This window comes from Hyphomonas sp., from assembly GCF_037969335.1.
Classification (GTDB): Bacteria; Pseudomonadota; Alphaproteobacteria; order Caulobacterales; family Hyphomonadaceae; genus Hyphomonas.
Window position 1 is genome coordinate 1 of sequence record NZ_JBBKXE010000137.1, and the last position, 12,945, is coordinate 12,945.

General features: G+C 60.9%; 14 protein-coding genes. 2 read left to right on the forward strand and 12 right to left on the reverse strand.

Annotation, left to right across the window (positions count from 1 at the left end; translation table 11 throughout):
• The 9 genes from AADA04_RS10270 to rfbC form a co-directional block, all read right to left on the reverse strand.
• Positions 1–426 (reverse strand): S-adenosylmethionine synthetase N-terminal domain-containing protein (locus tag AADA04_RS10270; protein WP_340693173.1); only part of this gene is annotated, 426 nt, incomplete at its 3' end.
• Positions 427–459: 33 nt separating this feature from the next.
• Positions 460–1,317, reverse strand: coding sequence for a formyltetrahydrofolate deformylase (locus tag AADA04_RS10275; RefSeq protein WP_340693174.1), 858 nt, complete (start codon positions 1,315–1,317; stop codon positions 460–462).
• Between the two features lie 18 nt (positions 1,318–1,335).
• The gene (ahcY, locus tag AADA04_RS10280; protein WP_340693175.1) at positions 1,336–2,730 is read right to left on the reverse strand and encodes an adenosylhomocysteinase; all 1,395 of its coding nucleotides are present in this window, start codon (positions 2,728–2,730) and stop codon (positions 1,336–1,338) included.
• Positions 2,731–2,833: 103 nt separating this feature from the next.
• Entirely contained in the window at positions 2,834–3,994 is a 1,161-nt protein-coding gene (locus AADA04_RS10285; protein ID WP_340693176.1) for a DegT/DnrJ/EryC1/StrS family aminotransferase, read from the reverse strand.
• Positions 3,995–4,137: 143 nt separating this feature from the next.
• On the reverse strand, positions 4,138–5,166 hold the full coding sequence (locus tag AADA04_RS10290; protein ID WP_340693177.1) for an NAD-dependent epimerase/dehydratase family protein: 1,029 nt from the start codon (positions 5,164–5,166) through the stop codon (positions 4,138–4,140).
• Between the two features lie 415 nt (positions 5,167–5,581).
• Positions 5,582–6,445, reverse strand: coding sequence for a glucose-1-phosphate thymidylyltransferase RfbA (rfbA, locus tag AADA04_RS10295; protein ID WP_340693178.1), 864 nt, complete (start codon positions 6,443–6,445; stop codon positions 5,582–5,584).
• On the reverse strand, positions 6,442–7,335 hold the full coding sequence (rfbD, locus tag AADA04_RS10300) for a dTDP-4-dehydrorhamnose reductase (RefSeq protein ID WP_340693179.1): 894 nt from the start codon (positions 7,333–7,335) through the stop codon (positions 6,442–6,444). Before rfbD ends, rfbA begins: the two co-directional genes overlap by 4 nt.
• Positions 7,336–7,357: 22 nt before the next feature.
• Complete coding sequence (rfbB, locus tag AADA04_RS10305) at positions 7,358–8,434, reverse strand: dTDP-glucose 4,6-dehydratase (RefSeq protein WP_340693180.1); 1,077 nt, start codon at positions 8,432–8,434, stop codon at positions 7,358–7,360.
• Positions 8,431–9,018: a dTDP-4-dehydrorhamnose 3,5-epimerase gene (rfbC, locus tag AADA04_RS10310; RefSeq protein WP_340693181.1), complete on the reverse strand. Its 588-nt coding sequence runs from the start codon at positions 9,016–9,018 to the stop codon at positions 8,431–8,433. Before rfbC ends, rfbB begins: the two co-directional genes overlap by 4 nt.
• A gap of 193 nt (positions 9,019–9,211) precedes the next feature.
• On the opposite strand from rfbC, the gene AADA04_RS10315 reads away from it, so the two are divergent.
• Both AADA04_RS10315 and AADA04_RS10320 read left to right on the forward strand, forming a co-directional pair.
• Positions 9,212–10,255 carry a glycosyltransferase family 2 protein gene (locus tag AADA04_RS10315; RefSeq protein ID WP_340693182.1) on the forward strand — a complete coding sequence of 348 codons (1,044 nt, stop codon included), beginning with the start codon at positions 9,212–9,214 and terminating at the stop codon, positions 10,253–10,255.
• Positions 10,256–10,259: 4 nt separating this feature from the next.
• Entirely contained in the window at positions 10,260–11,330 is a 1,071-nt protein-coding gene (locus tag AADA04_RS10320) for a glycosyltransferase (protein WP_340693183.1), read from the forward strand.
• Positions 11,331–11,335: 5 nt separating this feature from the next.
• Here the strand turns inward: AADA04_RS10320 and AADA04_RS10325 are convergent, their stop codons facing one another.
• The 3 genes from AADA04_RS10325 to AADA04_RS10335 all read right to left on the reverse strand — a co-directional run.
• Positions 11,336–11,950: a hypothetical protein gene (locus AADA04_RS10325; RefSeq protein ID WP_340693184.1), complete on the reverse strand. Its 615-nt coding sequence runs from the start codon at positions 11,948–11,950 to the stop codon at positions 11,336–11,338.
• Positions 11,951–12,022: 72 nt separating this feature from the next.
• A complete protein-coding gene (locus tag AADA04_RS10330; protein WP_340693185.1) occupies positions 12,023–12,397 on the reverse strand; it encodes a DUF2793 domain-containing protein in 375 nt (124 codons plus the stop codon).
• A gap of 47 nt (positions 12,398–12,444) precedes the next feature.
• The coding region (locus tag AADA04_RS10335) for an NAD(P)-dependent oxidoreductase (protein ID WP_340693186.1) at positions 12,445–12,945 on the reverse strand (501 nt) is incomplete at its 5' end.

A 12,945-nucleotide genomic window follows, 5' to 3' on the forward strand; every position in this document is an offset into this window, starting at 1 on the left:
CATCAGCTCAGGCGTCTCGTCGGCGGCATAGCCAAACATGATGCCCTGGTCGCCGGCGCCTTCTTCGGCGTACAGGCCCTGGCCTTCTTCAACGCCTTGGGCGATTTCGGCAGACTGTCCGTGGACATAGCAATTGACGTCCATCTTTTCCCAGTGGAAGCCGTCCTGCTCATAGCCGATCTTCTTCACGACATCGCGGGCGGTCTGGATCATTTCGTCATGCGTGACGATGGCGCCATTATTGGTGCGCACTTCGCCGGCCAGGACGACGCGATTGGTCGTTGTCAGGGTTTCGACGGCAACCTTGGCTGTCGGGTCTTTGGTGAGGAAGAGGTCGACGATCGCATCGGAGATCTGGTCCGATACCTTGTCCGGGTGACCTTCGGCAACGCTTTCGCTGGTGAATTCAAAGTCATTCATTTTCATGGGATCGGTTCCTCGGAAACAATGTAATCGGGACTATCTGGCAAAGACGACCGTCTTGCCAGCGTTGATGAATATTCTGTGTTCGGCATGCGCCTTGACCGCGCGCAGCAGGGCGTTGCCTTCAAGGTGGCGGCCCAATTCGATCATGTCGGCCGGGCTGAACGTATGGTCGATGCCTTCGGTGACCTGCGTGATGATCGGGCCCTCGTCGAGGTCCGGCGTCACATAGTGCGCCGAAGCGCCGATGACCTTCACGCCGCGGGCATGCGCCTGGTGATATGGCCGGGCGCCCTTGAAGCTGGGCAGGAAGGAATGGTGGATATTGATGCAGCGCCCGGCAAGACGTGTGCAGGCATCATTGCTGAGCACCTGCATGTAACGCGCGAGCACGACCAGTTCAGCGCCGGTTTCGTCAACGAGGTCGAACAGGCGGGCTTCCGCATCCTGCTTGGTCGCAGCCGTCACGGGGACATGGAAGAAGGGCAGCTCCCAATGCGCAAAACCGGCTTCCAGTGTGCGATGGTTGGACACGATGCCGACCGGCTCGATCGGCAGTTCACCGCGCCGCGCGGCATAGAGCAGCGTGTTGGCGCAATGGTCTGATTTGGACACGAGCAGCAGCGTCTTGACGGGCTGGCCCACCTTGTGGACGCCCCAGGTCGCATCAAGCTCACTTGCAGCGCCGTCAAGGTCGGAGAGAAGGCCGGCAGGCACATCGTCGCCAGCATCGGACTGGAAAACGACTCGGGCAAAGAACTGCCCCGTTTCCGGGTCACCGAATGTGCGCGACGAGGCGATGAAGCAGCCATGCCGCTCCATCAACCGCGCCACTGTCGCGACCAGTCCCACCCGGTCCGGGCAGGCAAGCGTGAGGATGTGTTCCTGGCCCACTCTGTCTCCCGAGACCGCCTAGTAGCGGTAGTGTTCCGGCTTGAATGGGCCCTCGGTTGTCACGCCGATATAGTCGGCCTGTTCGGTCGAGAGTTCAGTCAGTTTCACGCCCAGCTTGTCGAGGTGCAGCATGGCGACTTTCTCGTCGAGGTGCTTGGGCAACGTGTAGACCTTGTTCTCGTATTCGTCGGCGCGCAGGTGAAGTTCGATCTGCGCCAGCGTCTGGTTGGTGAATGAGGCTGACATGACGAAGCTCGGGTGGCCCGTGGCATTGCCGAGGTTGACCAGGCGGCCTTCCGACAGGAGCAGGATGCGCTTGCCATCAGGGAACGTGATCATGTCGACTTGCGGCTTGATGTTCGTCCACTCGAAATTGCGCAGGCCTTCGACCTGGATCTCGTTGTCGAAGTGGCCAATGTTGCAGACGATGGCCATGTCCTTCATCGCGCGCATATGGTCGACGGTGAGGATGTCCTTGTTGCCGGTCGCGGTGACAAAGATGTCGAACTTCGAGCACGCTTCGTCCATCGTCAGGACGTCATAGCCGTCCATCGCGGCCTGCAGGGCGCAGATCGGATCGACTTCGGAGACCGAGACGCGGGCCCCGGCCCCGGCCAGCGAGGCGGCCGAGCCCTTGCCGACATCGCCATAGCCGGCGACGAAGGCTTTCTTGCCGGCCATCATCACATCGGTACCGCGGCGGATCGCGTCGACGAGCGACTCTTTACAGCCATACTTGTTGTCGAACTTCGACTTGGTGACCGAGTCGTTGACGTTGATTGCCGGGAAGGGCAGTTCGCCCTTCTTCTCGAGCTGGTACAGGCGGTTGACGCCGGTCGTGGTTTCTTCCGAAACGCCGCGGATGCCGGCCTTGGTCTTGGCGAACCAGCCGGGGCTGGATTTCATGCGCTTCTTGATCTGGGCGAACAGGAATTTCTCTTCTTCCGAACCGGGCTTTTCGAGGAAAGCCGGATTGGTTTCAGCGCGCTCACCCAGGATCAGGTACATCGTGGCGTCGCCGCCATCGTCGAGGATCAGGTTCGGGCCGTCGCCGTGCGGCCACTGGAACATGCGGTCGGTATAGTCCCAGTATTCTTCGAGCGTTTCACCCTTGTAGGCGAAGACAGGCGTACCGGTAGCAGCGATCGCGGCGGCGGCATGGTCCTGCGTCGAATAGATGTTGCACGAAACCCAGCGCACTTCTGCGCCAAGGGCTTCCAGTGTCTGGATCAGGACGGCCGTCTGGATCGTCATGTGCAGCGAGCCACAGATTTTCGCGCCCTTGAGGGGCTGCGTTGGTCCGAACTCTTCGCGCGCGGCCATGAGGCCCGGCATTTCGGTCTCGGCAATGGCGATTTCCTTGTTGCCGAATTCAGCAAGCTTGATGTCCGCGACGTGGTAGTCCTTGGCCATATCAATGTTCCTTTATATGTTTATGCGGCGTTAGCATGACGCTCAGGCAAAGGCAACGCCGCGTGAAGGCGCGCCTGCAATATTCCGTTTGGAATGGGGCGATCTAGCCGTTGAAGCCGAGGACCGTGTTGATGATGCGATCCTGGTCCGCCTCGCCGAGATAGGGATGCATCGGCAGGGCAAGCACGTGCTGGCTCGCCGCCTCGGTGACCTTGAGATGCCCCTTGGCCGGCGCATAGGGCAGGGCGAAGTCCTGCTGGTGGATCGGCACCGGATAATAGACCATGCTCGGGATGCCATTCGCGGTGAGATGGGCCTGCAGGCCGTCGCGATTGTCGTGCTCGATGACGTACTGCGCCCAGACCGAACGCCCCCCTTCAATCACCCCTGGCACACCCTTCACACGCCCGCGCAGCCCCTTTGCATACCGCTCGGCAACCCCTTGCCGGAGGTCGATCTCGTCGGCAAAAATCTTCAGCTTTTCCAGCAGGACGGCGGCCTGGATCGTGTCCAGGCGCGAATTCATGCCGACCCGGAGGCTGAGGTATTTCGGGTCATGGTGGAAGTTGCGCGTGGCCGCATCGGTCGGCGTGACCTTGCCATAAACCCGAAGCGATTCAACGAGTTCGGCCAGCTTCGCATCATTCGTGACAATCGCGCCGCCATCACCATAGCAGCCCAGAGGCTTGGCCGGGAAAAAGCTGGTCGTCGCAATATCCGCCCAGTCAGACGGGTGCTTGCCATTCAGCGTGCAGCCAAAGCCCTGCGCCGTATCAGCGATCAGTTTCAGCCCGAACTCGTCACAAATCGCCTTGATTTTAGGGTAGTTTGCCGGTTGCCCGAACAGGTCCACAGCGATGACGGCTTTCGGCGTGAGTTTGCCTGCAGCGACAACCGTCTCAATCTCGGCACGCAGCGAAGCGGGGTCCATATTGTAGGTCGCAGCGTCGATATCGACAAAGACCGGCGTTGCGCCGAGCCATGGTACCACCTGCGCCGTCGCGACGAAGGTGAAGCTCGGGCAGAACACGGCGTCGCCGGGCTTCAGGCCCCAGGCCATCAGGGGCAGGGCGAGCGCATCGGTGCCATTGGCGCAGGACACCGCATGAGAGGCGCCGCAAAAGGCCGCGAGCTGTTTCTCCAGTTCGGCAACTTCGGGACCGAGGACAAACCGGCCGCTCTCGATAACGCCGAGGACGGCCTGGTTGATTTCCGCCTCGATCCGCTTGCGCTGCGCCTGAAGGTCGATGAAGGGAAGGGACATGGCGCGGCATCCTGAAAAGGGTTTCTGGGGCTTTTCAAGCTGGCGTAGACCATTCAGGTGGACGCGAGCAAGTCACCACGCATTACACTGTGTGACGCAGATTTGAGTTGGATAGCACCGCTGGAGTAAGATTGATCCCCTGTTCAGCTTTTTGCTGGTTTTCCCGAATAGGCGCGGAACCAATCAACAAAGACGGGTATCCCGGTCTCAAGCGGAGTGGATGGCGAAAAGCCATAATCGGCAGCAATGGCGGAAATGTCGGCATAGGTCGAATGGACGTCGCCGGGCTGCATGGGTTCGAACTGTATCTGCGCCTTCTTTCCGATCGTCTGCTCGAGAATTTCAATGAATCGCATGAGCTGTACCGGCGTATTGTTGCCGATATTGTAGATACGGTGGGGCACGTCGCCTTGGGGCTTCATGGGCTGCAGCGCGGTCGCGATGACGCCAGCAACCACATCGTCGATATAGGTAAAGTCACGCTCCAGTTTGCCGTGATTGAAGACCTTGATCGGTTCTCCAGAGAGAATTTTCTCCGCAAAGGACCAATACGCCATATCGGGGCGTCCCCATGGGCCATAGACCGTGAAAAAGCGCAGCCCAATCTGGCGCATGCCATAAAGCCGGGCATAGGATTCGCTCATCAGTTCGTCTGCCCGCTTGGTCGCCGCATAAAGAGAGACGGGACTGTTTACAGGGTCTGACTCGCTGAACGGCACCTTGGTGTTTGCGCCATACACTGAGCTGGATGACGCGTAGACCAGCAGCGGGTGCTTCGGCGCTCGCCGAACTAGTTCCAATATCGACAGGTGACCCACGAGGTTGGAGGTCGCATAGACAAACGGATTCTCGAGCGAGTACCGCACGCCAGCCTGGGCGGCCAAATGGATGACAATGTCTACATCGTTGACGCCGGGCAAAGCCAGAAGTCCGGTATGATCCGAAATGTCATGGCGATGAAATGTAAATCCGGCATGCGAATTCAAGCGTTCCAGACGGGCCTGCTTTAGAGCGAACGGATAGTAGTCGTTGAGATTATCGACGCCAATCACATTGATGCCCCGCTCAAGCAGGGCCAGCGATACAGAATAGCCAACAAAGCCGGCCGCGCCTGTCACCAATACATTCTCTGTTTTTGACGAACGGTCAGAGTTGGAGGTCTCGATGTTCATCAATGGGCTTTCTATTGGTGCACCAAATAAGGGGGCAGGATGCCTTGCTCGCGCTGCGAGTTAACGCTTGCCTCAAAGAATGGCAAATCCTGCGTCGTTGCGTGCCTCGGCGAAACAAGCCAGTCGCGGTGCCCCGGCGCGCCAGATGTCATGGGCTTGAATGCTGGCGCAGGTAGGCTCACTGACCGCCCCATCAGCAGAAATTACGCGGTGCTAGGCTTCAGTCTATGTGCCATCCGGAGCAGTGCAGATGTCATCTGTGCCATTAGCCTCGCACTAGCTGGCGGGCTGTTTCTCGAGCTCTGGCACTTCGGGACTGAGTACGTACCGGTCGTGTTCAAAGATACGTGTGACGGCTTCGGCCTGCTCGGTGCAAATCACAGTCGGTTAGGCAATACGACGCAGGCGGGCGGACCTAGCCCTTCAGGAGGGACGACAGGTAGAAACCGTATTCGTTCTTGTAGCCGGCCGACAGCTTCATCAGGTGTTCGTCGTCGATGAAGCCCATCCGCCATGCCACTTCTTCCGGACAGGAGATTTTCAGGCCCTGCCGTTTTTCCAGCGTTTGGACGAATTGCGAGGCCTGCAACAGGCCGTCGAATGTGCCGGCATCCAGCCACGCCGTGCCCCGCGCAAGCTTGTTCACGCTGAGGTCTCCGCGCTGCAGGTAGGCATCGTTCACGGACGTGATTTCAAGCTCGCCGCGCGTGGACGGTTTCACCTCCCGGGCAATGTCGACCACATCCTTGTCGTAGAAATAAAGACCCGTGACCGCCCAGTTGCTTTTCGGCGCCGCAGGCTTTTCCTCGATCGAAAGGGCCTGACCATCCGCGTCGATTTCGACGATCCCGAATTCGGAAGGGTTCGTCACCTTGCAGGCAAATATTTCCGCGCCGGACGTGATCTTGCCGGCCGCGCTTAGCTGCCCGCTGAGACCCGCACCATAGAACATGTTGTCACCAAGGGCGAGGGCGCTGGGCTTTCCGCCGACAAAATCAGCGCCGATCAGGAAGGCTTCGGCCAGGCCGCGCGCCTCGGGCTGCTCGGCATAGTGGAACGCCATGTTCCAATCGCTGCCGTCGCCAAGCAGTTCCCTGTACATCGGCAAGGCCGATGGCGTGGAGATGATGAGGATCTCCTGGATGCCGGCTAGCATCAGCGTCGTGATGGGGTGGAAGACAAGCGGTTTGTCGTACACAGGCAGCAATTGCTTTGAGACTCCGCGCGTGATCGGATAGAGGCGCGTGCCTTTGCCGCCGGCAAGAATGATACCCTTCATAAGCTGTCGCTTCCCTCTTTGATGAGCCGAGTCGTCACGTCCGTGGCGCTTTCCTGCCATGCGGGCAGCCGGTTTCCAAACGTCTGCTGCAGTTTGCTGCAATCGAGACGGGAATTGGCCGGACGGGTGACGGGTGTCGGATAGTCGGATGACGGTATCCGCCTGACGTGCGCCTGTGGCCCGCCAAGGGAGGCGCTGACCGCGAAGACATGCTCGGCAAGGTCGGCCCAGCTGGCCTCGCCCGTGCCACTGGCATGGTAGGTGCCGAAAAGGGATGCGTCCGGCTGTGCAGTGACGCGGCCGGCCATCTGCAGCAGCACTTCGGCGAGTGCATGGGCACTGGTCGGATTGCCGATCTGGTCGGAAACGACCGAGACTTCCTCGCGGTCAGCGGCCAGCCGCAGCATCGTTTTCACGAAATTCTTGCCCACGGGGCTGTACACCCAGGCTGTCCGCACAATCAGGTGCTGTGGGTTGAGCGCGGCAACCGCGTGCTCGCCCTCTAGCTTGGAGCGGCCATAGACGCCCAGCGGGGAGACAGGATCGTCTTCACGATAGGCGCGGTCTGATGCGCCATCAAACACGTAGTCTGTCGAGATGTGGATCAGCGGAATGGAGCGTGCCGCGGTTGCTCGTGCCAGATCGGCCGGGCCGGTGGCATTGAGCGCCGTTGCTGCCGCCACGTCGGATTCTGCGGCGTCCACGGCCGTGTAGGCGGATGCGTTGATGACGAGGTCCGGCGCGTGAACGTCAAACGCGGCTGCAATCGATGCGGTATCGAGGATGTCGAGGTCCGGCCGGCCTCTGGCCACGAGCGTGCTGTCCGCAGGCGCTGTCTCCAGCAAGGCCTGCGCGACCTGTCCGGCCCTGCCTATCACGAGCAGTTTCACGTCAACGACACTCCTGCCAGGGTCAATTCGCCAGGGTTTCGCTCTTGGCATCCGGGATCAGGCCGAGGCGTTCGCCAGTATAGATTGACTTGCGCAAGGGCTGCCACCAGTCCGGATTGTCGAGGTACCATTTCACCGTCTTGAAGATGCCGGTGTCGAATGTCTCCTCGGCACGCCAGCCGAGTTCGGTCTCCAGCTTTGTCGCGTCGATGGCATAGCGATGGTCGTGGCCCGGCCGGTCCTGAACGAACTTGATGAGCTCGCGGCGCGACACTCCGGCGGGTGCCAGTTCGTCCAGCGCGTCGCAGATCGCTTCGACGACATGCAAGTTCGTCCGCTCGTTGCGCCCGCCGACATTGTAGGTTTCGCCGATGCGGCCCTGCGACACGATTAGCCAAAGCGCTCGGGCATGGTCTTCCACATGCAGCCAGTCGCGGATGTTCGACCCGTCGCCATAGACAGGGAGGTCTTTCCCATCGAGACCGTTCAGGATCATCAGCGGGATCAGCTTTTCCGGGAAATGGTAGGGGCCGTAATTGTTGGAGCAGTTCGACACGACCAGCGGTAGGTCATAGGTGCGGTGCCAAGCCTTCACGAGATGGTCGGACGCGGCCTTGGATGCTGAATAAGGCGAGGAAGGATCGTAGGGTGTTGTCTCCTCGAACAGGCCTTCCGGCCCGAGTGAGCCATAGACTTCGTCCGTCGAGACATGGAGAAAGCGAAAGTCTGCTTTGCCGGCAGCATCAAGACCGTCATGGTAGGCGCGAGCAGCCTCGAGCAGGCTGTAGGTGCCCATGAAATTCGTCTCGACGAAGGCACGCGAGCCGGAAATCGACCGGTCGACATGGCTTTCGGCGGCCAGATGCATGACATAATCAGGCTGCTCCGCCGCGAAGATGTCGCGCATCGCGTCGGCGTCACAGATATCCTTCTGGATGAGCTTGTAACGCGGCGAGGCCGACACAGAGCTCAGCGACTCAAGATTGGCAGCATAGGTCAGCTTGTCAATCACGGTGACGGATGCATCGATCGTCCCGATAAGGTAGCGGACAACCGCTGACCCGATGAACCCGGCGCCACCCGTAACGATAATCTTCATGTCGCTGTTTCCGGTTTGGTTGAATCGGAAGTGTATTTGAAAAACTCCGGAAGGTCACGGAATTGGGGCTGTTGGGTATCCTTGCCGGAGAGGACCGGCGAATTGCCGTCCAGTGGCCAGTCGACGCCGATGTCCGGGTCGTCCCAGGCGATCCCCTTGTCGCAGGAGGGGTCGTAATAGGCCGTAACCTTGTAATCGACAGCGCAATCGGGTTCCAGCGTGCAGAAACCATGCGCAAACCCGACAGGAATGAACATCTGCCAGCCATTTTCGGCGCTGAGCGTCGCACTGACATGCTTGCCGTAAGTTGGCGAGCCACGACGTATGTCGACGGCGACATCGAAGATTGCGCCCTGAGTGCAGCGCACCAGCTTGCCCTGCGCGCTTGGATTTGTCTGGAAGTGCAGGCCCCGGAGAACGTGGGCGTCCCTGGACATGGAAAAATTGTCCTGCACGAACGGACCGGGAATGCCTGAAGCGTCGTATTTTGACTGCCTGAAGGTTTCCATGAAGTAACCCCGGTCGTCGCCAAAACGCTGCGGTTTCACCAGGATGACTTCCGGAATGTGCTGTGGGTAAAACATCGGCGGGCTGCCACGGTTCGGGTTACAACAGGCAGTCTCTGTCACGTTGAAACGGATGGTTGGACTTGGCCAGACAAGTCGCCAACCGGTCGCGTCTTGTCAAGCAGCCAGACCGGCGAACCGCAGGAAGGAACGTTCTGCCGGAAGGCGCGGCGCTTCGGGGTTTGACTTTCGCGGGAGGCTCCACCAGTAGATGACACTCATGGTTTCCGTCTCTGTCATCATTGTGAATTATAATGGCGAGGCGTTCCTGCAGAAGGCGCTCGATTCCCTGCGTAATCAGACATTCCGCGATTTCGAAGTCCTGCTCGTCGACAATGCATCGACTGATGGCTCAGTGACCCAGCTGAACAGCGAGGGCCTGCCGGGCTATCGCTTCCTGCCGCAGGTGGACAATCTTGGCTTTGCAGCAGGCAACAATGTGGCGGCGCGGGAGAGCAAGGCGACGTGGCTTGCCCTGTTCAACCCGGATGCGGTGGCAAATCCCGACTGGCTGGAGCGCGTGATGGCGGCCACCGAGCGCCACTCTGATGTGAGCATGTTCGCCTGCGCCCAATATGCACTTGAGGACCCTTCAATCATGGACGGGGCAGGTGACTGCTATCTCGGTTTCGGCATTCCTTGGCGCGGCGGGTTCGGCCTGCCGACCGAGCCTCTCATGGAAGGCGAGTGCTTTTCGCCCTGTGGGGCATCGGCGGTGTTCCGACGATCCGTCTTCGAGGCGTATGGCGGGTTTGACGAGCGCTTCTTCTGCTATTGCGAGGATGTTGATCTCGGCTATCGGATGCGCCTCGCCGGTGAGCGCTGCATCTTCCTGCCGGATGCGGTGATTCGCCATGCAGGCAGCGGCATATCTGGCCGCGCCAGCGAGTTCGCCATCTTTCATGGTACGCGCAATCGTATCTGGACCTATGCCAAGAACACGCCCGCACTGCTTCTGCTGCTAACCCTGCCGGGGCATGTGGCGATCACGCTGGCGATCTTCCTGCGCGGGTTCGCAACCGGCCGGGCCGGGCCAACCTGGCGCGGTATCGTGGCAGGGGTCGCGGGCCTTGGGAGCCTGAAGTCAGATCGCCGCTTCGGGCCGCCCAAGCGGTCGGTGAGCCTTGGCGACCTTGCCTATGCAATGGCCTGGAATCCGAAACGCCTGCTCGACCGGCGGCCGGTTATCCGGCCCCTGCGACCGCCGCGTGCGCCTGTGGCGCTGTCAGTCCAACCTGCAGCGGCGGGGAAATAGCGCCATGCCGCAATTTGCTTTCAGTGTGCCGGTCGGCTCCTGGCACCCTTTCCTGGCGGCCAGTTTGGCCAGCTTGCGCGCGCAGGGGCCCGGTGTCTCCGTGGCCCTTCTGGATGCGTCGGGCGATCCGCGAGTGCGGGCACTGGCGGATCTGAATGACGACTGGCTGGCCTATCGCCGCCACGGGGCGGATGGCGGGCAATCCGATGCCATCATCGAAGGCTGGCAAAATGTGAGCGGGGATTGGCTCGGCTGGCTGAATGCGGATGACATCCTGATGCCGGGGGCGCTGGACAATGTGCGCGCCAGGCTGGCCCAGGACCCGTCGCTGGATGTGGTCTACGGGCATAGCAACATCATTGATGAAACCGGCGCGATGACGGGCTATCATTTCAATGTCGAGCCGCCGGGGCCGCGCCTCCTGCAGGCCGGCATCATCTCGCAGCCGTCATGCTTTTTCCGCCGGTCGGTTTGCGATGGCGTTGGCGGGGTAAACCCGGACCTTCACTATGTCATGGACTGGGACTTGTGGATCCGGATGTATAAGGCGGGTGCGAAATTCGATTTCCTTGACGCGCCCCTTTCCATGGTGCTCTGGGCCGAGGACACGAAGACCGCGTCGCTGAACAGGCGGCGGCGCAGCGAGTTGCAGGACATTATCAACCGGCACGCGCCGTCCAAGGCCCGTTCGGGCACTTTTCGGGCTTTTATCGTGCACGCGGCGGCCGACCGGATGTGGCCACCCAGCTTGCGTGACAAGCTGCGGCGACGGCTGCGCCGCAGCGGGCCGACGGTCTTCGGGCTCCGCGCCGATGGTCTCGTCCAGCCGGGAACGACCCTGTTTCTGGCGCACTATGACGCCGAACCAAAGATCAGCTTGAGACTGGAATTTGATCGCTCACCCGCAGGGATCGACGTGTCCGGCACGCATGGGTTTGCCGCGCTTGATACGTCGGGTTCATCAGTCGAAATAGCGCTCTCCCAAGGGTTGCCTGCCGGTGAGACGCTGGTAGTGAATCTCGCCCCCTCAAGCGGCCACGAGGTCCACTTCCTCCGGGCGGCCTGGCAGGCCTGACCGGCTCAGCGCATGAAAGTGTACAGCGTGTAGCCGATGGCGAAGCCGCGCCGGTTTTCCACGGTGAGGCGGCCATCATCGGTCGCCGAGAAATTGACCTTACCGTCTTCGCCCGTCGTGCCGGTGAGCTCGCCCGTCTGCGTGGTGAAGGCGGCGCCGCCTGAAAACAGGGTTGTCAGGGCCGGGCCGCTGGCCATGCGGGCGAAGAACAGCACGACGGGCCCCGAGCCGAGGGAGTTCGGAATGGCGATAATCACGGAGCCGTTGATGGTGCGCCCGAAATCGGCGGTCGATATCGCATCATCGGCGATCGTGCCGAGGGCCGCGCGGACTTCCAGCGATGTGAGCACATTCGCAGCCGATGCAAAACCTGCCGGGAAACTCACAGTCCCGTCGGCCGCAGCGACGCGCAGGCCGGTCGTGAAGGTGTCACCGTCCGGGCTGGTCCTGATCTCGAAATCGTCGGGCCCGATAAGCCCCAGTTCGGCGCCGGACTTATAATCCGTTTGGAACAAAATGGAGCCTGTATTAGCCCCGGCCGAGCGGTTGATGGCCTGCCGCGGGTTGCCAGTGCCGGGTGTGACATCATCGTGCGAAAAGAGAATGGCATCGGATTTCACGGCAAGACGGTTGGGAAGCTCTGCAACGGTATTGATGCCAAGGCTGGTGAAAGACTCCAGTGAAAGCGCTGTTCAAGTGCCCGAGGTGAACACGATCAGGGTGTGCTCGTCCTCAACCCATGCGCGGCATCCTTCCGGTGGCGTCAGGGTGATCCAGGTGGCATCGAGATAGGCGGCCACACTGTCGGGCTCAAAACCGGTCCATGCGTCGCCCGAAGCATCTGCCGGCAAGATGTAGCCGTCGCCCTCGACCGGGGTGTGGCGGGCTGTGCCGACAGCATGCGTGAGCGCACGCTGAGGCCGGTCAGGATGTCGAGCGCCTGTAGCGACTGGTTCAGCGTGACGTGTTTCTGCGCCTGATTGGGCAGGAGGTAGGGCAGGGCAAGGCGAGGCGAGGGGTCGAATCCATGAGGCGCTCCGTGGGACTGGTTTCCCGGAGTGTGCCATTGTCTGGCATAGGGTCGGATAAGTTTGCGGCCTCGCAGCCGGGAATGTCAGGCGGTACCGAGGAATCCGGCCATCTTGGCGATGGCAATCCGGCTGACACGGCGCACGGCATCCGCCGAATTCGAACCATTGTGCGATCCGAAGATGCACTGGTCGAAGGCGCGGAACGGAGAATCGGCCGGGAGGGGCTCGACCTCGAACACATCGAGCGCGGCCGAATGGACGATACCGGATTTGAGGCCTTCAAGCAGGGCGGTCTCCTGGATCACCGGGCCGCGGGCGACATTGACGACGCGCACGCCGGGACGAAGCTTGTCGAGCAGGTCAGCATTGAACATGCCGCGTGTCTCCGGCGTCAGAGGGCAGGTGAAGATCAGGAAATCGGCCTCATCGAGGCGCTCGGGCCATTGGGCGGTTTCCACGTCGAGGCCGTCTGCTGGCTTGTAGAAGGGGTCGTAGACGACGACCTTGCTGCCGCAGGCAAGGATACGCTTGGCCGTCTGGCGGCCGATGTCGCCGAAGCCCACCAGGGCGACGGTGCGCCCCGT